This window comes from Nocardia sp. CDC153 (genome assembly GCF_035818515.1).
Taxonomy (GTDB): domain Bacteria; phylum Actinomycetota; class Actinomycetes; order Mycobacteriales; family Mycobacteriaceae; genus Nocardia.
On record NZ_JAYKYU010000005.1, the window covers coordinates 592915 to 615095 of the forward strand.

Annotated in this window: 15 protein-coding genes; 8 read left to right on the forward strand and 7 right to left on the reverse strand. The window is 70.4% G+C overall.

Annotated elements, in window-relative coordinates:
• Positions 1 to 77: 77 nt before the first annotated feature.
• Both fdhD and VMT65_RS29535 read right to left on the reverse strand, forming a co-directional pair.
• Positions 78 to 890 carry a formate dehydrogenase accessory sulfurtransferase FdhD gene (gene fdhD / locus VMT65_RS29530; RefSeq protein ID WP_326311758.1) on the reverse strand — a complete coding sequence of 271 codons (813 nt, stop codon included), beginning with the start codon at positions 888 to 890 and terminating at the stop codon, positions 78 to 80.
• On the reverse strand, positions 887 to 3187 hold the full coding sequence (locus VMT65_RS29535; RefSeq protein ID WP_326311759.1) for an FdhF/YdeP family oxidoreductase: 2301 nt from the start codon (positions 3185 to 3187) through the stop codon (positions 887 to 889). The genes fdhD and VMT65_RS29535 overlap by 4 nt, the downstream gene beginning before the upstream one ends.
• 716 nt (positions 3188 to 3903) lie before the next feature.
• Here VMT65_RS29535 and VMT65_RS29540 point away from each other — a divergent pair.
• From VMT65_RS29540 to VMT65_RS29555, 4 genes are all read left to right on the forward strand, one after another.
• Entirely contained in the window at positions 3904 to 4512 is a 609-nt protein-coding gene (locus VMT65_RS29540; RefSeq protein WP_326311760.1) for a hypothetical protein, read from the forward strand.
• Entirely contained in the window at positions 4509 to 5792 is a 1284-nt protein-coding gene (locus VMT65_RS29545) for a hypothetical protein (protein WP_326311761.1), read from the forward strand. The genes VMT65_RS29540 and VMT65_RS29545 overlap by 4 nt, the downstream gene beginning before the upstream one ends.
• Positions 5789 to 7927 (forward strand): serine/threonine-protein kinase, encoded by a 2139-nt coding sequence (locus tag VMT65_RS29550; RefSeq protein WP_326311762.1) that lies wholly within the window; start codon positions 5789 to 5791, stop codon positions 7925 to 7927. The genes VMT65_RS29545 and VMT65_RS29550 overlap by 4 nt, the downstream gene beginning before the upstream one ends.
• 101 nt (positions 7928 to 8028) lie before the next feature.
• A complete protein-coding gene (locus VMT65_RS29555; RefSeq protein ID WP_326311763.1) occupies positions 8029 to 11094 on the forward strand; it encodes an FAD-dependent oxidoreductase in 3066 nt (1021 codons plus the stop codon).
• Here the strand turns inward: VMT65_RS29555 and VMT65_RS29560 are convergent.
• Positions 11089 to 12447 (reverse strand): FHA domain-containing protein, encoded by a 1359-nt coding sequence (locus tag VMT65_RS29560; RefSeq protein ID WP_326311764.1) that lies wholly within the window; start codon positions 12445 to 12447, stop codon positions 11089 to 11091. The genes VMT65_RS29555 and VMT65_RS29560 overlap by 6 nt on opposite strands.
• Positions 12448 to 12583: 136 nt before the next feature.
• Between VMT65_RS29560 and VMT65_RS29565 the strand changes: the two genes are divergently transcribed.
• A complete protein-coding gene (locus tag VMT65_RS29565; RefSeq protein ID WP_326311765.1) occupies positions 12584 to 12991 on the forward strand; it encodes a hypothetical protein in 408 nt (135 codons plus the stop codon).
• 9 nt (positions 12992 to 13000) lie between these two features.
• Here VMT65_RS29565 and VMT65_RS29570 read toward each other — a convergent pair whose 3' ends face one another.
• Both VMT65_RS29570 and VMT65_RS29575 read right to left on the reverse strand, forming a co-directional pair.
• Complete coding sequence (locus tag VMT65_RS29570; RefSeq protein WP_326311766.1) at positions 13001 to 14545, reverse strand: glycerol-3-phosphate dehydrogenase/oxidase; 1545 nt, start codon at positions 14543 to 14545, stop codon at positions 13001 to 13003.
• Between the two features lie 59 nt (positions 14546 to 14604).
• A complete protein-coding gene (locus VMT65_RS29575) occupies positions 14605 to 15192 on the reverse strand; it encodes a TetR/AcrR family transcriptional regulator (protein ID WP_326311767.1) in 588 nt (195 codons plus the stop codon).
• Positions 15193 to 15356: 164 nt separating this feature from the next.
• Here VMT65_RS29575 and VMT65_RS29580 point away from each other — a divergent pair, with 164 nt between their 5' ends.
• On the forward strand, positions 15357 to 16934 hold the full coding sequence (locus VMT65_RS29580) for an FAD-binding oxidoreductase (RefSeq protein WP_326311918.1): 1578 nt from the start codon (positions 15357 to 15359) through the stop codon (positions 16932 to 16934).
• Entirely contained in the window at positions 16931 to 17857 is a 927-nt protein-coding gene (locus VMT65_RS29585; RefSeq protein ID WP_326311768.1) for a diacylglycerol/lipid kinase family protein, read from the forward strand. The genes VMT65_RS29580 and VMT65_RS29585 overlap by 4 nt, the downstream gene beginning before the upstream one ends.
• Positions 17858 to 17928: 71 nt before the next feature.
• Here VMT65_RS29585 and VMT65_RS29590 read toward each other — a convergent pair whose 3' ends face one another.
• Both VMT65_RS29590 and VMT65_RS29595 read right to left on the reverse strand, forming a co-directional pair.
• The gene (locus VMT65_RS29590; RefSeq protein ID WP_326311769.1) at positions 17929 to 18297 is read right to left on the reverse strand and encodes a hypothetical protein; all 369 of its coding nucleotides are present in this window, start codon (positions 18295 to 18297) and stop codon (positions 17929 to 17931) included.
• Between the two features lie 203 nt (positions 18298 to 18500).
• Positions 18501 to 19139, reverse strand: a complete 639-nt coding sequence (locus VMT65_RS29595) for a class I SAM-dependent methyltransferase (protein WP_326311770.1) — start codon at positions 19137 to 19139, stop codon at positions 18501 to 18503.
• A gap of 305 nt (positions 19140 to 19444) precedes the next feature.
• Between VMT65_RS29595 and VMT65_RS29600 the strand changes: the two genes are divergently transcribed.
• Complete coding sequence (locus VMT65_RS29600) at positions 19445 to 22144, forward strand: valine--tRNA ligase (RefSeq protein ID WP_326311771.1); 2700 nt, start codon at positions 19445 to 19447, stop codon at positions 22142 to 22144.
• The last annotated feature ends 37 nt before the right edge of the window (positions 22145 to 22181 follow it).

The following is a 22181-nucleotide window of genomic DNA, read 5'->3' on the forward strand; positions in this document are numbered from 1 at the left end:
GAAACGTGTTCTAACTCGGAGCCTAACAGTCGAGGCGCGCGAACGGACCCGACTGCCTCACCCTGTGGAACGGCCGGTCACAGGACGAGGCGGTCCTCCCCGGTGTAGACGTTCATGGTTTCCCCGCGCAGGAATCCGACCAGGGTGAGGCCGGTGTCGGCGGCCAGGTCCACGGCCAGCGAGCTGGGGGCCGAGACCGCGCCGAGCAGGGGAATGCCCGCCATGGCCGCCTTCTGCACCAGCTCGAAGGAGGCCCGGCCGCTCACCATGAGCAGCAGATCGTGTGCGGGGAGCCGGTTTTCACGCAAAGCCCAGCCGATGAGCTTGTCGACCGCATTGTGTCGGCCGATGTCCTCGCGCACGGCCAGCGCGGTGCCGTCGGCGGTGAACAGGCCCGCCGCGTGCAGGCCGCCGGTGGCGTCGAAAACCTGTTGGCGGGAACGGAGTTCGTCGGGGAGCTTGGTCAGGGTGTCGATCTCGACGCGCGGGGTGGCGGCGGGGATCGGGTGCCGGAGGCGGGTGCGGACCTCGTCGAGGGCGGTCTTGCCGCACAGCCCGCACGCGCTGTTGGTGAGGAAGGGGCGCGGCGTGATCGGGACGGGCGTGCGCAGCTGGACATCGAGCACGTTGTAGGTGTTCTGCCCGTTCTCGTCGGTGCCCGCGCAATAGCGGGCGGTGACGATGTCCTCGGCCGAATCGATGATGCCCTCGGCGTAGAGGAACCCGTGGATCAGGTCGATGTCCGCGCCGGGTGTGCGCATGGTGACCGTCAACGACTGTCCGCCCGTGCGGATTTCGAGCGGCTCCTCGACCGCCAGGGTATCGGGGCGGGTGATGGTGCCGGTGGGGGAGATACGCAGCGTGCGGCGGCGGGCGGTGACTCTACTCATGCGGTGTGACGGTGACGTTCGAGGCGGATGGTGACGGCCTTGGAGACGGGCGTATTGGAGCGCCGGGCGACGTGATCGAGGGGGATGAGCGGGTTGGTCTCGGGGTAGTAGGCGGCGGCATTGCCGCGCGGGGTGGAGTAGCCGACCAGCCGGAAGCCGGTCACCTTGCGCTCGACGCCGTCGCCGAACTCCGAGATCACGTCCACCAGTTCGTCTTCGGCGAAGCCGAGCGCGGCGATGTCCTCCGGATTGACCAGCACCACGCGACGGCCGTTGTGGATGCCGCGGTAGCGGTCGTCGAGGCCGTAGATGGTGGTGTTGTACTGGTCGTGGCTGCGCAGGGTCTGCAGGATGAGGCGGCCCTCGGGGACCGGCAGCCAGTGCAGGTCGTTGACGGCGAAGTTGGCCTTGCCGGTGGCGGTGCGGAATTCGCGGGCGTCACGGGGCGGGTGCGGGAGCTGGAATCCGTTGCGGCCCCGGACCTTCGCGTTGTAGTCGGCGCAGCCGGGCACCACCTTGGCGATGGCGTCGCGGATGGTGTCGTAGTCGCGTTGGAACTCGGCCCACGGCACGGGGTGGTCGGGTCCGAACAATTCCTGGGCCAGCTCGCAGACGATGGCGACCTCGCTGCGCAGTTGGTCACTGACCGGGGTCAGGCGGCCGGTGGACAGGTGCACCATGGACATCGAGTCCTCCACCGAAACCTGTTGGCGCACACCGTTCTGGGTGTCCTCGTCGGTGCGGCCCAGGGTGGGCAGGATGAGCGCGGTCCGCCCGTGCACCACGTGGCTGCGGTTGAGTTTGGTCGAAACCTGCACGGTGAGTTCGCAATTGCGCAGCGCCGCCTCGGTGACCTCGGTGTCGGGGGTGGCGGAGACGAAATTGCCGCCCATGCCGAAGAACACCTTGCCGCGCCCGTCGCGCATGGCCCGAATGGCGTTGACGGTGTCGAAGCCGTGTTCGCGCGGGCTGGTGATGCCGAATTCGCGGTCCAGGGCGGCCAGGAAGGTCTCGGGCATCTTCTCCCAGATGCCCATGGTGCGGTCGCCCTGCACATTCGAGTGCCCGCGCACCGGGCACACGCCCGCGCCGGGCTTGCCGATCATGCCGCGCAGCAACAGCAGATTGGTCGCCTCCTCGATGGTGGCGACGCCGTGGACCTGCTGGGTCAGGCCCATGGCCCAGCAGATGATGGTGGCCTTGGATTCGGCCAGCAGCCTAGCGGTGCGGTCCAGATCTTCGCGGGTGAGCCCGGTGGCCTGCTCGACAATGCCGAGATCGACCGCGCGCATGTGCTTTTCGTAGTCGGCGAAGCCCGCGGTGTGCGCGTCGACGAAGGCGCGATCCACGACGGTGCCCGGCGCGCGGTCCTCGGCCTCGAACAGCAGCCTGGCCAGGCCCTGGAACAGGGCCATATCGCCGCCGAGGCGGATCTGCAGGAAATCGTCGGCGATGGTGATGCCGCCGGTGAAGCCCTTGACCGTCTGCGGATCCTTGAAGCCGATGAGTCCGGTCTCGGGCAGCGGATTGACGGCGATGATCTTCGCGCCGTGCGCCTTCGCCTCGCCGAGCGCCGAGAGCATGCGCGGGTGATTGGTGCCCGGATTCTGTCCGGCCACGATGATCAGCTCCGCGTCCTTGAAATCGTCGATGGTCACCGAGCCCTTGCCGATGCCGATCGAGCTGGTCAGCGCCGTGCCCGAGGACTCGTGGCACATGTTCGAGCAGTCGGGCAGATTGTTGGTGCCGAAGCTGCGGACCAGCAGCTGATAGGCGAAGGCGGTCTCGTTGGCGGTGCGGCCGGAGGTGTAGAAGACGGCCTGGTCGGGGGAGTCCAGGCCGCGCAGGGTGTCGGCGATGAGGCGGTAGGCGTCGTCCCAGGCGATGGGCGAGTAGTGGGTATCGCCCTCGCGCAACACCATCGGGTGGGTGAGGCGGCCCTGCTGGCCGAGCCAGTAGCCGGACTTGTCGGCGAGGTCGGCGATCGAATGCTCGGCGAAGAATTCGGGGGTGACGGTGCGCAGGGTCGCCTCCTCGGCGACGGCCTTCGCGCCGTTCTCGCAGAATTCCGCCGGGCGACGCCGACCGGTCGGTTCCGGCCAGGCGCAGCCCGGACAGTCGAAGCCGTGCCGCTGATTCACCCGGGCCAGCGTGCGCGCGGTGCGTACCACGCCCATCTCCTCGACCGCGCGTTCCAACGCGACGGTGACCGCCTTGACGCCCGCGGCCTCGGTCTTCGGCGCGGTGACCGTCAGCGCGGACTCGTCGATATCGGACTTCGGGGCGGAACGGTGCATGGTGACGATTGTCCTCCATCGTGAGCGTGCGAAACGTTCGACCCTGTCGAAGATCAGGTCTCGAATGTGAACGTCGGTGATCGCCATCGCGATAGACAGGGCGGCGGGGGCACGCCTGGCCTTACCATCGAACAAGCGAGGTCACGCCGATGAGCACAACTGCCCATTCTGTTCGGCGTGCCGGTGGGGACCGGCATGCGAAACTGGTCCGCGCGGTGAGACTTTCACGCCGAACCTTACAGGTCATTCTGCTCCTCGCGGCGGCGTTCGCGCTGGTGGTCCCGGCCGCGGTCGGGTGGGCCAATCCCGGTGCGACCCAACCGGTCCCGATAACCAGCGAGCCGTCCCCGCACTGCGACGATCCGCTCAAGTGCGATGGCTCCGGCACCCACGACAGCCTGCCCGGCGGCAAAGGGTCCGGCGGCTCCGGCGGCAAGACGGAGCCGGAATACTGTCCGGACGGTTCGGTCAAGCCCGCCAGCGGAATTTGTCAGACGACGCCGAAGCGGGAGTACTGCCCCGACGGCTCGGTGAAACCCACGTACGGGACGTGTCCGACGACACCGAAGCAGGAGATCTGTCCGGACGGTTCGATCAAGCCCGCGTACGGAACGTGCCCGACCCCGAAGCCGGAGACGTGTCCCGATGGTTCGGTGAAGCCCGCGTACGGGACGTGCCCGACGACGCCGAGGCAAGAGACGTGTCCGGACGGTTCGGTGAAACCCGCCAACGGGACCTGTGCGACGACACCGGCGCAGCCGGGCGGGAATCAGCCGCAGCCGCAACCGGATCCGGTGCAGCCCCAGCCGAATCCGGTCCAACCGCAACCGAATCCGGTGCCGCCCACGACGCCCGTGGTGACCACCGGGGCGGTCGCGCCACCGACCACTCCGGCGGCGGCCGTGCCGCCCAGCGCGGATCCCCCGACACCCACCTCGGCCGTGCCGGTTCCGGCGCAGACCTCCGGGCTCTCGTTGAATCCGCCCGCGGTGCCGCCCGGCGCGCAGGTGACGGCCAGCGGCTCCGGCTGTGAGCCGGGTTCCGATGTGCGCCTGTCGATCGGCGGCGCCAAGGTCGGCGACGCCAAGGCCCGTTCCGATGGCGGCTTCGAGGCCACCCTCACCACGGGCGACACCGAGATCGGTCAGCACGAGGTGACCGCCGAGTGCGGTCGGAAATTGGCCGCCGATCTCGACATCGTGCTGGTCAGTCAGGTCGGTGGCGGCGCGGCCACGATGACCGTCCTGCTGTTCTTCCTGCTCGTCGGCGGCTGGTTCTACGGCCACCGCCTGATCTCCCATCTCCCGGCACGGAGGCCCCGATGATCAGTCGCACGCGTGCCCGGCGCGGGTCGGCGGCGCTCGCCGGTCTGGTGGCCGTATTCCTCGCTCTCGCGGCACCGTTCGCGGCCGGACCGGCCGGGGCGGCGGGTGGGGTGAGCGCGACCGCCACCGTCGACGGGCGCGCCATCGCCGGTGCCACCGCGAGCAATCCCGTGCGCCTGGATCCGAAGCAGGTGGTGCTGGTCGTCGTCGAGGTGAACAACGGCACCGCCGATCCCGTCTCGGTCCGGCGGGTGGATCTGGCCGGGCACGTGCTCGGTTTGAACTTCTACTCCTATTCCACGACGGTCGAATTGACCGTGGCGGCGGGCAAGACCGAGAAGCTCACCTATCGACTGGATCCGGCCGGGCTCGACGGTCAGGCCACCGGGCTGGTGGGCTCGGATCTGACCCTGATCGGCGGTGACGGCAAGCCGTTGACCTCCGTGCACACGGTCGTCGACGTGCGCGGGTCGCTGGTGTCGGTGTACGGCCTGTTCGGGATCATCATCGCCGTTCTCACCGGTCTCGCCATCGCGGACGCGGCCTTGACCGTTGCGCGTCACCGGCTTTCGGCCAATCGGTGGCAGCGCGGGCTGCGGCTGCTCGCCCCCGGCATCGGCATCGGCCTGATGATCGGTTTCACCGCGTCGGTGGCGCGGTGGTGGGTGCCCGGCACCGTGCTGTGGCTGTCGCTGGCCGGGGGCGTGGCCGCGGTCTTCTTCCTGGTCGGGTACCTCTCGCCGACGCCCCGCCAGTCCGACGACTTGGGCCTGGATCCCGAAGATCTCGCCGCCGCAAAGGAACTCGACGCCATGGGCTTCGCGGCCGCGACACCGGACGGGCCGATCAGTCCGCCCGTCGGGTTCCCGGTCAGCCCGGGTCCGTCGCCCATTTCTGGTCCGCCAGGCCCGAATCCGCCCTATGGCGGGACCTTCCCGGATCTGGCCCCGGTGGGACAACCCGGCGGAACCTTCCGTGACCTCCCATGGCCCGGCCAGCCCGGCTCCGAGGGCGAGACGCAGAAGATCCATACCGGCAACAGGTATCCGGGCAATGGCCCGCTGGCCTCGGCCATGGAACCGAACTCCGGCGGAATGCCCACGGTGAGTCACCCGGCCGATCTGCCGTCGGAGCCTGGCGTATTCGGTGAGACCACCATCGGGCGAGGTGTGGATCTGGGCAAGAACACGCCCGTGCCGATCGAGTTGGGCGAGGACGAGCCAACGATTCGGAGTGCCTTCGAGGGGCAAGGATTTTCGTCCGGGGGCGCGGGTCGATGAGCGTGGCGAATCCGACCGATGCCGAACTGGCGCGGGTGCGAGCGGCGCTGCCCGGCTACGAGATCGGCGGTCAGATCGGGCGCGGCGGCTGCGGGGTGGTGCTGGCCGGTGTCCATCGCGGGCTCGGGCGTCGGGTGGCGATCAAGCAGATCCCGCCGCAGTTCGCCGACGATATGCAGGTGCGGCGGCGGTTCGTGGCCGAGGCGCGGGTGATGGCCGCTCTGGACCATCCGCACGTGGTGCCGGTCTACGACTACGTCGAGCACGACGACCTGTGCCTGCTGGTGTTGGAGTATCTGCCCGGCGGCACGGTCGAAAGCCGGTTCATCACGGCGGGATTCGAGGCCACCGCGGCGCTGGCCGTGGCGCTGTCGTGCGCGGCCGGGCTGGACGCGGCGCACCGGGGCGGGATTCTGCACCGCGATGTGAAGCCGTCCAACCTCATGTTCGCCGCCAATGGGGCGTTGAAGCTCACCGACTTCGGCATCGCCAAGATCGTCGGCGGCGAGGACACGCTGGTGACCCGGGCGGGCGAGATCATCGGCACCCCGTCCTACATCGCCCCCGAACAGGTTCGAGGGCAACAGCTTTCACCCGCGACGGACGTGTACGCGTTGGCGACCATGCTCTACCAGCTGCTCTCCGGCGTGCTCCCGTTCCCGCCCGGGGCCGATGCCCTCGCCCTGCTCTTCGCCCACGCCTACGGTGAGCCTGTCCCGCTGACCGAGGTGGCTCCCTTCGTACCGCAACCGATCGCCGACGCCGTCATGCGCGGCCTGGCCCCCGACCCGGCCGACCGCTACGACACCGCCGAAACCTTCGGCATCGCCCTCGCCGAACCCGCCGCCCACCTGTGGGGCGCGAATTGGCTCACCCCCGTGGGCATTCCGGTCATCGGCGCGGACACCATCGTCGCCGCCGCCACCGGTAGTTCCCGCGGTCCGCGTGGCTCGAGTGCTCACCAGCCATTGACGCCGCCGCCGGGTCCCATGGGTCGGCCACCGGGTCCCATGACCCCGCCGCCCGGCGCGGTGACCCGCGGCTCCGGCCCGATCACTCCTGGCCCGCAATCGAATCCGGCCCCTCCGCCGCACGCCACCACCGCGGACTCGCTGTCACGGGAGGCGTTGCGACAGCCACCTCCCACCCCCACAGACCGCCCCGCGCCGCGTCCGGGAGCCGAACCCTTCACTCCGCAGGCCGAGCGGAGACCAGGGACCATGCCGCCTGGCCGGGGATTCGCGGGCGCGCGACCGGAATTCGGTCAGAACCCGGGGGGTGGCGGGGCTTCGGGCGTGGCGCGACCCGTTCCGGTGGAGCGGGTGCGGCCCAAGGAGCCGGTGCAGCACGGTGGGGTGCGGTTGGCCGAGGTGCAGCGGGCGGATCTGGTGCCGGTGCAGCGGGTGGTCACCTTGCCCTCGCCGCGGGTGCCGTTCCTGGCGGCGGGCGTGCTGGCGGTGGCGACCGTCGCGGTCGCGGTGCTGGGGCTGGGGGCGGCGGATCGAAACCTGCCGCCGACGGGGATGATTCGGATCGGCGGGGTCGATCCGGCGTCGGGCACGGTTGATCTGGACCTGTCGAAGCCGGTGCCGATCACGGTGGCCGGGGGCGACGCGGACGGGGCGAAGCTGTCGGTGGATGTGCTCGGGGTGCGGGCCGGGGGACAGGGCGCGGTGTTGTCGGGCGGGTCCGGAGAACTGGCCGCGCCGGTGAACCGATACGTGCTCGCGGGGCAGCTCACCGGGGAGTTGGCGTTGTCCCACAATGGGTCCCAGACGGCGGCCTACCGGTTCGGGATGAAGACTGCGCAACGGTCGACGACCACGGCGACGGCCGTCGGGCTCCTGTTGCTGCTGCTGTTCGCCGGTGCGTACGCCGAGTCCAATGCGCGGACGCTGCGGCGGGGGAGCGCGCGTTTCACCGCGAGCGTCGGTCTCGCGGTCAGCGCCGGCCTGCTCGGTGTGGCGGCGGTCGGCGCGGCCTGGATGTTGTTGGGTCGGGAGCCGACGCTGCCCGCCGTGATCGTCTGTGCCGCGGGCGGTGTCGCGGCGGGGCTGGCGCTCGCGGCGGGCTGCCGCCGGGTCGGCAAGCGGTACCGCTACGTGCGGATCCAACGGCTGCGGGAGCGCGCCTGAGGGTGTGCTGCCGCGACGGGTAATGGCGGGCCCGCGACCGGGCGATATACCCACGAGCGCGGCGTGATCGGTGATCGCGCGGGAAACAGGGGTGGTGGAACATGGCGGGGCGGCCGGTCATCGAGATCCGGGAGTGGGGACGGCCCGCGCGGCGACGCCTGCTCGACGGGCCGATCATCTTCGGACGCGAGGGCAGCCACGAGGTGCTGGCCGACGGCGGGGTGTCGCGCAAACATCTGCGCCTGGTGCCGACGCCGACCGCGCTGTCGGTGGTCGATCTGGGCAGCCGCAACGGCACCACCGTCAACGGGGTGGCCTTGACCGGGCGGCGCGAACTGGTGACCGGCGATGTGGTCCGGTTGGGGCGCAGCGAGATTCTGGTGGTGCACACGCCCACCGCCGAGCCCGAGGGGCCCGAGCTCTCCTCGACGGTGCTGGGTCCGTCGGGACCGCTGCCCCGCCCGCCCGGCGGGGACGTGGCCCTGCCGCGCTGGGTGGCCGTCGCGAACAGGGTGCTCGGTATCGACCCGACCGGGGAGCGAAACCTGTTCCCCGCCTTCACCGAACTGCCGAGCCGCATTCCCCTGCGGGTCTGGCAGGCGGTGCGATTCCTGAGCATCACCGCCTATCTGGCGCTCATCGTCACCTCGTTCGTGCGACCGGCGGCCGGGCTGTTCTGGTTCTTCAAGGTGGTCGTCCCGCTGCTGCCCGGCCTGTTCCTGATCGCACCGGGCCTGTGGCGCAATACCTGTCCGCTCGCGGCCACGAACCAGTTGCCCCGGCTGTTCGGCTTCACCAGGGCGGGCACGGCACCGGGCTGGATGCAGCGGCGCGGTTATCTCGTCGGGGTCGCCCTGTTCTTCGGCATCGCCGGATCCCGGGTGGCGGGCCTGGATCGCAATGGAATCGCCACCGGCATAGTGCTTTCGGCCGTTCTGCTGGCCGCCTTCGGCGGCGGCGTGGCCTTCAAGGGCAAGAGCGGCTGGTGCAGCAGCATCTGCCCGCTGTTCCCACTGCAGCGCGCCTACGGGCAGACGCCGTTCGTCACCATCGCCAACAACCACTGCCGGCCGTGTGTGGGCTGCGCCAAGAACTGCTACGACTTCAAGCCGCGCGCCGCCTACCAGGCCGATATGGCCGACCCGGAACGCGGTTGGAGCGGTCCGCGCAAGCTGTTCGCGGCGGCACTTCCCGGCTTCGTGCTCGGGTTCATGGTGCTGGCCGGATACGCGAATGTGCCGGTGCTGAACCGGTATCTGGTGCTGGCGCTGTTCCTGCTGGTGGCGATCGGATCCTATTTCGCGATCGAGGCGCTGACCGGTGTCAGTCCGGCCATGCTCGCGGCGGTGTACGCGGTCGTGGCGTTGAACGTCTTCTACTGGTTCGCCGGACCGGTGCTCGCCGCGTCGTTCACCACCCTCACCGGTGTGGGCGTGGCCTGGGTGCGCTGGCCGATCAGCGTTCTCATCTTCGCGGCCACCGTGCTGTTCCTGGCCCGGACCCGGGTCAGCGAGCTGCAATACGCGCTGACCACCGGAGCCCGCACCGAGCCGGTGCTGCTGCCCTTCCCGCGCCCGCGCGCCGACGCCGAAACACCGGTCGCCCCAGGGCCTTCGGTGATCATGGACGGGACCGCCGTGGCGGCCGAGACCGGTGCCAGCCTGCTCGAACTCGCCGAACGGGCGGGCCTGCCGCTGGAATCGGGCTGCCGAATGGGTGTCTGCGGCGCCGATCCCGTGGCCGTGCTCGACGGTGGCGACCAACTCTGCGAACCCACCGGCGATGAGCGGAACACCCTGCGGCGCTTGGGTTTCGCCGCCAATACCCGCATGGCCTGCTGCGCCCGTGTGAACGGCGGCGGAGTCCGGGTGGCCCTCACACCCGAGCCCGGGCACGGAAACGGCCAGCGCCCAGCCTCTTTCGATCGCTCGCTGGTGAGCCTGGTCGTCATCGGCAATGGCATCGCCGGTGTCACCGCCGCCGATTTCCTGCGGCGCGGCCACCCCGACAGCGAGATCCATCTGATCGGCCGGGAATCCCACGACTTCTACAACCGCATGGGCATCTCGCGGCTGATTCCCGGCCGCTCGGCCATGCAGGGCCTGCATCTGCTGCCCGAGCAGTGGTACGAGGACCACCGCATCCATCCGTGGCTGAATACCCTTGCCACCCGGGTGGATCCGCGCGCCCAGCGCGTGTACCTCGGGACCGGCGACGTGCTGCCCTACGACCGGCTCATCCTCGCCACCGGGTCCTCGGCCGCACTGCCGCAGATCGAGGGACTCGCCCGGCCGGGGAGCTTCGTGTTGCGGGAAGCCGGGGACGCGCTGAACATTCGCGCCTACGCCCAGCGGCGATCCTGCACGCGCGCCGTCGTCGCGGGCGGCGGACTGCTCGGGCTGGAAGCCGCGTATGCGCTGCACCAGTTGGGATTACGGGTCACCGTGCTGGAGCGCGGCGAGCGGCTGCTGGGCAAGCAGCTCGATGCGCGCGCTTCCGCCGTCGTGCTGGACCACTTCACCCGGGCCGGGATCGAGGTCCGCCATCGGGCCGAAACCGCCCGCCTGACCGGCGCTGCCGGGCCCGGCGCGCGCGGCGATGCCGACCCGGTGCGATTCGTCGTGCTGAAGGACGGCGGCGTTGTGCCGTGCGAGGTGTTCCTGGTCGCCACCGGTATCCGGCCGAACACCGACCTGGCGGTGCGCGCCGGAATCCCGTGTCGCCGCGGCATTCTCGTGGACGACCGGATGCGCACCGCCGCACCGAACGTCTACGCCGCCGGGGATGTGGCCGAGCACCGGGATCGGGTGCTCGGGCTGTGGCCCATCGCGGCCGAACAGGCGCAGGCGGCCGCGGTCAACGCGCTCGGCGGCGACCAGGTGCTGGTCGCGGAGACGCCCGCCACCATTCTCAAGGGAGTCGGGCTGGAACTGTTCAGCATCGGGCAGGTCGAGCCGGGCCGACGCGACGAGGTGATCGTGGTCGACCGCGCGGCCCAGCGGTCCTATCGACGCCTGGTCGTGTCCGAGAACCGGCTCGTCGGCGCGATCGTCCTCGGCCATCACCCCACCGATGTGGCCGCCGCGCAGCAGGCGGTCCGCGCGCGCAAGGAGATTTCCCCGTTCGCCCGCAACGACCTACAGCGCGGGGACTGGTCGTCCCTATGAGGTGCGATAGGTGAGAATCCGCTCCCCGATGCGCAGACTCCAGCCGACCTTCAGCTCCATCGGCCGCTGCCCGACCCGAACCCAGTCCGCCGCACCGGGAGCCGCGACGAACGTGCCGCCCGGCGTCCCCGCATCGCGCACGTACACCAGGCCGTTCTCGATGAACACCCGCGCGTGCACCCGCGACACATGCCGGTCCCGCGCGATCACGATGGGCGAGGCCACCGCCCGCCGGACCGCCTCGTCGATCATCGGATCGCGGCCGATGACGTACGGGCGATCCAGGGGATACACCGCGCCCTCGGGGCTGGCCAGCGCACCGCCCGCCGCCGCCAGGGTCGACGTGGCGGGCGGCGGGGTTCCGACCGCGGGATTGACGGCGGAATCGAAACCCTCGACTCCCGGAATGTAGGCGGCGGTCGGCGGCTGATCATCGGGATCCGGCCGGTCCGCCCGGCCGCCCGCCGGACTCGAATCCGGCCCGGGCGCTGGCTTTTTCGCCAGATCCGGTCCGGCCTCGCGGGGCCCGTGCGCCCGCGCCTCCGCGGGTTCGGCCGGTGTGGCCCGGGTACCGGGACCGGGGTCGGCCTGCGCCTCGATGCGCACCGGCTTGTCGAGCGGGCGGGCGGCACGCTCCGATCCGGCGTCACCGCCCAGCCGGGAGCCCGGGGCCGGGGTGGTGGCGGCATTGCGCGGATGCGCGGGCTCGGGCTCCGGCGGTGTCGGGGAAACCGGCTGTGCGGGAGCGGGTTCCGCCGCGATGGGGCCTGAGAAGCGGGTGTGCGACGGCGTCGGAGTGGGCGCGCGCCGGGTCGGCTCGGGAGCCGGTGCCGGGTCGGCGGCCTTCGCTGCGGCCTGGCTCGCCTTCGGGGTCACGAGGCCCGACACCGGGGCGTGCACCACGAATCCGCCGCCGAGCACGATCCCGGACCGCAGATCGGTGTGGGCGATCTCCCCGCTCGCACCGTCGGCGATCACGCCAATGCGCCGCACCGGATCACGCACGATCTCATCGGCCCACGTCAGGGCCCGGGCACCCGACAGCTTGCGGGAGCCTTCCGGCCCGTCCACCGCCGCCGCCACCGGACCGCGCAGCAGCACCAGAATCCCGTCCGCCGTGGGCGCGATCAGACCGAAGGCGGGCGGCTGCGCGGAACCGCTGCTGAACACGGTCGCCGCCAGCCGCTGCGCGATCGCCACGCCCGGATCCGCAGCCGTCGCCGCGGTCTCGGCGGCACCGAGAATCCGTTCCGTGGAAGGACTTTCACCGTGCAGGAAAATGACCACATTCCCGAACCGTGCGACCAGCCCGGTCCCCGGCACCAACCCCACCGTCGTCGGAATCCGACCCATCCGCGCCTCCCTCTCCGGCGCTGTCACCATCGCTGCCAAGCATAGGGCCGTTCCACGCCATCTCGCGATGACACGGAATCGGCCAGATTGCCGCAATGCCGCCCATACCCTCGACCCGCGGGCGAGGATCGAGGGTATGGGCACGATCATCAGGACCGCCACCGCGACCACGGTCGGCTGCGCCGCGCTCGCGACCGTCGTCGGCCTGTCCGCACCCGCCGGCGCGACGGGCACCCGGATCGGCATCGACCCGGGCATCAGCTTCGGCATGGCCAGCAACTACGGCACCGGCTGTAGCTATGACGTCGACGGGTACGTGGACGACCCGGTCACGCCGGTCGTGTTCTACGACAACAGCGTTCCCATCGGCATCGCCAGACCGTCCGGGGCGCTGGCCCAGATCCGCTGGACGCCCACCACCACCGGGCAGCACCGCCTCCAGATCTGGCAGTACCACCCCGACAGCGAGGACGTCTTCCCCTACGTCGACATCCACGTCGGAACCGGCATCTCCACCGGCTCCGGCTGCAACGTCTTCAACTAGCCGAGCGGACTACACCTCGTCGAGCGCGGCGCGGGCGGCCGGTTCGGCGGCCTTGCGGTCCTCGGCGACCAGGCCGATGCGGGTGCGGCGATCCAGCAGATCGGATTCGTCCAGCGCACCCTCGTAGTCGACGGCGAACGCGAATTCGGCGGCGGTGACATCCATGCCCGGGGCGACCTCCGCGGCCAGGGTCGGATGCTGTTCGGCCAGGCCGAGAACCGTGCGGGCCTCACTGCCGTAGCGCTCGACCAGCCGCGGCGGGGCGGCGATGGCATCGCGGGCCGCGCCCGACACCGCGCCGACCAAGGGCAGCCGCCGGGTGCGGCAGGGCGCGGCGGTGAGTTTCGACCGGGAGACCGCCGCGTCCACGGCGTCCTCGGCCATCTTGCGGTAGGTCGTGAGCTTGCCGCCCACCACGGTGATCACACCGGTAGGGGAGGTGAGGACCGCGTGCTCGCGCGAAATATCGGCGGTGCTGTCCCCGCCGGTGCGCAGCAGGGGCCGCAGGCCCGCGAAGGTGCCGCGAATATCGCCGCGGCGCAACGGCTCCCGCAGCACCGTATTGACGGTGTCGAGCAGGAAATCGATCTCGGCGTCGGTGGCGTGCGGCACGTCCGGCACCGGGCCGGGCGCTTCCTCGTCGGTGAGCCCCAGATAGACCCGATTGTGCGCGGCCGGGAACGCGAAGATGAATCGACTGGTACTGCCCGGAATCGGCACGGTCAGCGAGGCGGAGAGGCCGCCGAAGGCCGCCGCGTCGAACACCAGGTGGGTGCCGCGCGAGGGCCGCAGCTCGATGCTCGAATCCACCTGGTCGGCCCACACTCCCGCGGCATTGATCACCGAACGCGCTGTCACATCGAGGGTTTCGCCGGTCACCGTGTCCCGCAGCGTGGCCGAGGTGCCGGTCACCCCGGTGGCCTCGACCCGCGTCAGCACCGTCGCGCCCTCCCGCGCGGCCGTGCGGGCGATGGCCACCACCAGCCGCGCGTCGTCCACCAATTGCCCGTCCCAGGCGAGCAATCCGCCGCGCAGCCCGGCCCGTCGCACGGTCGGGGCGAAGCGCAGTGCCTCCGCCGCCGCGATCCGCCGCGAGCGCGGCAGCACCGACGGCGCGGTCCCCGCCGCCCGCCGCAGCACGTCCCCGGCCAGGAATCCCGTGCGCACCAGCGCTTTCTGCGCCGCGCCGATACTCGGCAGCAGCGGCACCACCTGCGGCAGCGCCCGCGTCAGATGCGGCGCGGTGCGGGTCAGCAGAATGTCGCGCTCGACCGCGCTCTCGTGCGCGATCCCCACACCGCCGCTGGCCAGATACCGCAGCCCGCCGTGCACCAGCTTGGAACTCCACCGACTGGTCCCGAACGCGAGGTCGTGCTTCTCGACCAGCACGGTCCGCAATCCGCGCGCCGCGGCATCCAAGGCCACACCGGCCCCGGTGATTCCGCCGCCGATCACCAGCACATCGATGACTCCGCCGTCACCCAGCGCGGCCAGCTCCCGCTGCCGCCGGGCCGCGTTCAGCGCCGAATCGCCCCGAGTCGTAGTCGTGGTCATCGAAGAACCTCTCAATCTGTGCAGCCAAAACCAGTGCAGTCATCACGCCGATCGGTGGATCAGGGCGTGGGGGTGAGATAGCCGTGCAGGGCCCGGGCGAGTTCGGTGTCGAGCTGGTCGGTCGCCAGGACCGGGGCGAAGGCGGTCGCCGACTGGACCGCGGACTGGGCGATGAGCAGCAGCATGGCGGCCAGACGATCAGGGTCGCCCGCGCGAATCGAGCCGTCGCCCTGGCCTTCTCGAATGGCCTGCGCGAACAGCTCGAGCAGGGCGCGCTGGTTGCGGCCCAGGCGCTCGAAGACGTAGGTCAGCATGATGTCGGTGTCAGCGCGGAAGATCTTGGCGAAGAGCGGGTTTCGGCGCATGACCGCGCCGCCGCCGACGATCGCGCCGACCAGGCGCTCGCGGGCGGTGCCGGCGGTGGGCGCGGTGGCGGCGATGATCTCGCGCAGTTCGCGGACGAGCAGATCCGCCACCAGGGAGCCGGTGTCGGGCCAGCGGCGGTAGACGGTCGGGCGGCTGACGCCCGCGCGGCGGGCGACCTCGGTGAGGGTGGTCCGGCGGACACCGAATTCCGCCACGCAGGCGCGCGCCGCGTCGAGAATCGCCCGATCGACGGCGGAGGATGGTGATTCGGTCGAACTCATGGCTTGCACCACCGGAGAGTAGTACTCGTTACTGCTTGACATTCTATGTCAGACTGTAACGCATGGTCGACGAACACGCAGCCGCCACTTCCTCGGGCAGTGACCTGGAGGCAATCTCGATTGAGCCCGCGGCAATCTCGGGCGAGCCCACGGTCCGCGCGAGTATGGTGTGGGACGCCTGGGGCTCCCCGTCCGGACACAAGCCGCTGCCCGAGCAGATTCGGGGACTGCTCGCACAGGTTTTCGGGGTGTCCGGCGAGCCGGTGACCCGTCGCGATGAGGGCGACGTGCCGCTGCGCGCCTCCGCGCTCACGCCGGAACAGCACGCCGGGCTGGTCGCGGTGGTCGGAGTCGAGAATGTGTCGCACGACCATCGCGACCGCCTGCTCCACGCGGGCGGCAAATCCACCCCCGATCTCCTGCGCCGCCGCGCCGACGGGGAACAGGACGCGCCCGACGCCGTCGTCTTTCCCGCCGATCACGACGAAGTCCTCGCGGTGCTGAAGTACTGCTCCGCCAAGGGAATCGCGGTCGTCCCGTTCGGCGGCGGCACCAGCGTGGTCGGCGGCCTCGATCCGGCGCGCGGGCGCTTCCCGGCCCTCATCGCCCTGGACCTGCGCCGCCTCGACACCCTCACCGCGGTCGACCCGATCAGCGGCACCGCCACCCTGGCCGCGGGCCTGTCCGGCCCGCAGGCCGAGGAACTGCTTGCCCGCCACGGCCTTTCACTCGGCCACTTCCCGCAGAGCTTCGAATTCGCCACCATCGGCGGCTTCGCGGCCACCCGCTCCTCCGGGCAGGCGTCGGCCGGATACGGGCGCTTCGACGACATGATCATGCGCCTGCGCGTCGCCACCCCCGCGGGCGAGCTGGACCTGGGCCGCGCCCCCGCCTCGGCGGCCGGACCCGATCTGCGCGAACTGTTCTCGGGTTCGGAGGGCACCCTCGGCATCATCACCGAGGTCACCCTGCGCGTGCACCCGATCCCGGAGACCACCGCGTATCAGGCGTGGTCGTTCCCCGACTTCGCCACCGGCGCCGCGGCGCTGCGGGCCGTCATCCAGGCCGGGGCCGCGCCGACGGTGATGCGCCTGTCCGACGAGGCCGAGACCGGGCTCAATCTGGCCCGCGCCGGGGACATCGGCGGCGCGGCCGTCGGCGGCTGCCTGGCCGTCACCACCTTCGAGGGCACCGCCGCGCACGTCACCGCCCGCAGTGCCGAGGCCGCCGCCCTGCTGGCCGCGGCGGGCGGCACCGCCCTGGGTGAGACGCCCGCCCGGGAATGGGAGCACGGCCGCTTCTCCGCGCCCTACCTGCGCGATGCGCTGCTGGACGTCGGCGTGCTGTGCGAGACCCTCGAAACCGCCACCGGCTGGGCCAATCTCGCCAACCTCAAGGCGAAAGTGACCGCCGCCCTGACCGATACGCTCACCGCGCAGGGCACCCCGGCCCTGGTCATGTGCCACATCTCCCACACCTACCCGACCGGCGCGTCGCTGTACTTCACCGTCGTCGGCAAGCAGGCCGAGGACCCGATCTCGCAGTGGGCCAAGGCCAAACAGGCCGCGGGCGACGCCATCGTGGCCGCGGGCGGCACCATCACCCACCACCACGCCATCGGCGCGGACCACCGCCCGTGGATGACCGACGAGATCGGCGAACTGGGCGTCCAGGTGCTGCGCGCGGTCAAGAACGCCGTCGACCCGTCCGGAATCCTCAACCCTGGGAAGCTGATTCCGTGACGATCATCCGCTCCATCGCCCTGGTGACCAACCCGCTCTCCGGGCACGGCAAGGGCGCGCTGGTCGCCGTCGAGGCGGCCAACCGGTTCACCGAGCAGGGAGTCCAGGTCACCGAGATCCGGGGCGACTCGGCCGCCGAGACCGAACGCCTGGTTCGTAAGGCCCTGGCCGACCCGGACGCCCGACCCGATGCCGTGGTGGCCGCGGGCGGCGACGGTCTCGTCTGTGTCGTGCTGCAGGCGCTCGTCGGCACCGGCGTCCCGCTGGGCCTGGTGCCCGGCGGCACCGGCAACGACCTGGCCCGCGAACTCGGCATCCCCGACGCCACCCCCGCGGCCGTCGCCACCGTGCTCGGCGGCAACACCCGCGGCATCGATCTCGGCACCGTGGAAACCGACGAATCCGGCCGGGCCATCTGGTTCGCCACCGTCACCGGCACCGGCCTCGACGCCCGGGTCACCCTGCGCGCCAATGCCTTGCGCTGGCCCAAGGGTCCGATGCGCTACACCGTCGCCGCGCTCATCGAGCTCGCGGGCAGGCTGGCGGTGCCGTACCGCATCGAACTCACCGGCTCGCCCGACCACCCGGACGGCACGGTGATCGAGACCCCCGCGGTCATGGTGGCGGTCGGCAATACCCGCACCTACGGCGGCGGCATGCTGGTCGCGCCCGACGCGGTCATCGACGACGGCCTGCTGGATCTGACCGTGGTCGGGGCCATGTCCCGCCTGGAGATGCTGCGGCTGCTCCCGGCCCTGTCCTCCGGCAAGCGGGTCGACCATCCGGCCATGACCCAGTACCGGGCCCGGGAATTCCGGCTCACCGCACCGGGCGCGCCCGCCACCGCCGACGGCGATCCGGTGGGGCTGCTTCCGGCGCTGTTCCGCGCCAACCCGGGGGCGCTGGACGTGCTCGTGCCCTGACGCCGCGAACGCGAGTGCGCCCCATGCCGGATCGGCATGGGGCGCACTGCGAGTCGAGACTTCGTGGGGTCTCACCAGTCCTGGAGAACGACCAGACCGCCGTCGACCCAGACCACATCCACCGTACCGTTCGGGTGGGCCGCGGCCTCGCCGATGATGGCGGGCATATCCGCGTAGACGCCCGTGTCGTCCTGCGGCAGCGTCGAATCGGGTTCCATGCCCACGGTCACGAAGTCGCGCGGCGCGAACCTGTCGACGAGGGCCGGAACCGGGCTGCTGGCCAGGGATTGGGTCTCACCGGGGGACAGGGCCAACCCGGCCGCACCGAGTTGCGGAATCACGTACGGGGTTGCGGCGGAAGCGGTTCCGGTCGCGAACAATCCGGCGAGGGCGAGCCCGGTGACCGCGGTGGCGGAGGCGGCGATGGTTCGAACGCGCATGATGACTCGCTTTCCAACAGGGGGACGGTGTCCCTCGGGAGCTGTCTCGGTACTGCGATGAACGATGGAGACGACTGGCGCCAGCCGGATAGCTAGAAGACATCACCGCAGGTAGTCGTGGCAAGAGGTATGCGAGTCAGCTCACTGGAAGCGGGTGGGGTGGCCTCCGACACGTCGTTTGACCGGGCGAATGCGGCCCTCGCTCAGGCGGGGCGGCCGATCAGCAGATGCCCCGGAATCGGCTTGTGCGGCAGGTCTCGATGCTCGACCGTGAGCCCGGCCCGCTCCATGGCCGCCGTGACGTCGGCGACCGGGCGCAGCGTGAAACCGTATGGCGTGAACGGCATCCTCGCCATGGCGTCCGGATCGCCGATGCCGACCACCAGTCGGCCCTTCGGTCGCAGCACCCGGGCCAGCTCGGCGCACGCCGCATCCAGATCCGGTACGAAATACACGGTGTTGCAGGTGATTACGGCATCGAGCGAATCGTCGGGCAGGGGTAGTCCGGTGAGCGAACCCTCGACCACCTTCAGCCGACCCGAGGTCAGATCGTCGGCGAACTCCGAGCGTGCCCGCGTGAGCATGTCCGGCGACAGCTCCACGCCGGTCACCGTGCCCGTCGTGCCGACCCGCTCCAGCAGCAACGTCAGTCCGATGCCGCCGCCGAATCCGATATCGGCCGCCGCGTCGACCGGCCCGACCTCGGCCGCCGCCACCGCGGCGGCGATCATCGGGCGATTGCCGCGATTGAGGAAACGGGCCACGCCTTTGCCCAACACGCCGTGTGGATTGCCCAACTGGCCCGCCACGGTCGACATCACCCGCGCCACAATCGGATTCATGCGCTCAGGCTACCCCCGCAGTCTCACTGTCACGACGGGGAAACAATGCGTTCGACGCAACGTTGATGCAACGAATGTTGGTCTACCCTGGCCGATTTGGCCTCGATCCTGAGAATTGCCTATGGAATCGGCATCGGGGCTCGAAACGACGGTAGTCTGGACTTCGAGGGCGAGGCTTCCAGCGTCCCTCATCCGCCGGAAGCCTCGCCCTTCGGCTTGCCCGGGGTAGGTCTCACCCACCCGGCCGTTCGGGCCTTCTAAAAACCCGGTCGTTGCGCGATAATCCCTGCCCTTAGAATCGACCGGTGACCAGCGCAGCCTCTGAGAACCCACGTAATCGTGCCGATGCCCTCCCCAAAAGCTGGAATCCCGGCGATGTCGAGGCCGACCTGTACGAGCGCTGGGTAGCCGCCGGTTACTTCACCGCCGACCCGAGCAGCGACAAGCCCGCCTACTCGATCGTGCTGCCCCCGCCGAACGTCACCGGCACCCTGCACATGGGCCACGCCCTCGACCACACCCTCATGGACCTGCTCACCCGCCGCAAGCGCATGCAGGGCTTCGAGGTGCTGTGGCTGCCGGGCATGGACCACGCGGGCATCGCCACCCAGACCGTGGTGGAGAAGCAGCTCGCCGTCGACGGCAAGACCAAGGAGGACTTCGGCCGCGAACTGTTCGTGGACAAGGTCTGGGATTGGAAGCGCGAGTCCGGCGGCCAGATCCAGGGCCAGATGCGTCGCCTCGGCGACGGCGTGGACTGGAGCCGCGACCGCTTCACCATGGACGAGGGCCTGTCCCGCGCCGTGCAGACCATCTTCAAGCGCCTCTACGACGCGGGCCTCATCTACCGCGCCGAGCGGCTGGTGAACTGGTCTCCGGTGCTGCAGACCGGCATCTCCGACCTCGAGGTGGACCACAAGGAGGTCGAGGGCGAACTCGTCTCCCTGCGCTACGGCTCGCTCAACGACGATGAGCCGCACGTGATCGTGGCCACCACGCGGGTGGAGACCATGCTCGGCGACACCGCCATCGCGGTGCACCCGGACGACGAGCGGTACAAGGACCTGGTCGGCACCACCCTCTATCACCCGATCACCGGCGGTCAGATCCCGGTCATCGCCGACGACTACGTCGATCCCGAATTCGGCACCGGCGCACTGAAGATCACCCCCGCGCACGACCCCAACGACTTCGAGATCGGCCTGCGCCACGGCCTGCCCATGCCGACCATCATGGACAAGACCGGCAAGATCGCCGACAGCGGAACCGAATTCGACGGCATGGACCGCTTCGAGGCCCGGGTGAAGATCCGCGAGCGGCTCGAGGCCGAGGGCCGCGTGGTCGGGCGCAAGTTCCCGTACCTGCACCAGGTCGGGCACTCCGAGCGTTCCGGTGAGCCCATCGAACCGCGCCTGTCCATGCAGTGGTGGGTGAAGGTCGAGGGCATCGCCAAGGCCGCCGGTGACGCGGTCCGCAACGGGGACGTGAAGATTCACCCCGCCAGCCAGGAACCGCGCTGGTTCGAGTGGGTCGACAACATGCACGACTGGAACATCTCGCGCCAGCTGTGGTGGGGTCACCGCATCCCGATCTGGTACGGCCCCGAGGGCGAAATCGTCTGCGTCGGACCGGACGAGCAGGCCCCCGAGGGCTATGTCCAGGACCCGGACGTGCTCGACACCTGGTTCTCCTCGGGCCTGTGGCCGTTCTCCACCATGGGCTGGCCCGACGCCACCGACGAGCTGGCCAAGTTCTATCCGACCAGCGTGCTGGTGACCGGCTACGACATCCTGTTCTTCTGGGTCGCCCGCATGATGATGTTCGGCATGTTCGTCTCCGACGACCCGGCGCTCACCGCGGGCAAGGACGCCGAGCAGAAGCAGGTCCCGTTCCAGGATGTGTTCCTGCACGGCCTGATTCGCGACGAATTCGGCAAGAAGATGTCCAAGTCGCGCGGCAATGGCATCGACCCCCTGGAATGGATCGACGAATACGGCGCGGACGCCACCCGATTCACCCTGGCCCGCGGCGCGCAGCCCGGCGGCGACCTCTCGGTCGGCACCCCGCACGTGACCGCCTCGCGCAGCTTCATCACCAAGCTGTTCAACGCCACCAAGTTCGCGCTCATGAACGGCGCGCAGCCGGGCGAGCTGCCCGCGCGCGACACCCTCACCGACGCGGACCTGTGGATCCTGGACCGGCTCGACGAGGTCATCGCCGAAGTCGACGCGGCCTTGGACCGCTACGAGTTCTCCAAGGCCCTCGAGGGTCTCTACCACTTCGCGTGGGACGAATTCTGCAGCTGGTACCTGGAATTGGCGAAGGTCCAGTTCGCCGAGTCCGACGAGCGCGCCGCCAGCACCCGCATCGTGCTCGGCAATGTCCTGGATTCGGTGCTGCGCCTGCTGCATCCGGCCGTCCCGTTCGTCACCGAGACCCTGTGGCAGGCCCTCACCGAGGGCGCGGCGGGCGAATCCATCGTCGTCGCCGCCTGGCCGACGGTCTCCGGCGCGACCGCGGATGCCGCTGCGGCCCGGCGCATCTCGGACACCCAGAAGCTGATCACCGAGATCCGCCGCTTCCGCTCCGACCAGGGCCTGGCCGACAGCCAGAAGGTGGCCGCCAAGCTGATCGGCATCGACACCGCCGACCTGCTCGCCCAGCAGCCCGGCATCGCCAACCTGGCCAAGCTCACCGCGGCGGGCGACGACTTCGCCGCCACCGCCTCGCTCGAGGTGCGCCTGAGCACCGCCACGGTGACCGTCGAGATCGACACCTCCGGCACGGTCGACCTCGACGCCGAGCGCCGCCGTCTCGAAAAGGACCTGGCCGCCGCGCAGAAGGAACTCGCGGGCACCACCGGCAAGCTCGGCAACGAGGCCTTCCTGGCCAAGGCCCCCGACGAGGTGGTTGCGAAGATCAAGGCGCGCAAGGAGATCGCCTCGACCGACGTCGAGCGCATCACCCTCCGCCTCGCCGAGATCGCCCAGTTGGCGGCCAAGTGAACGACGAACCGGAGCGGCAGTACGCCGAGGGCTCGCT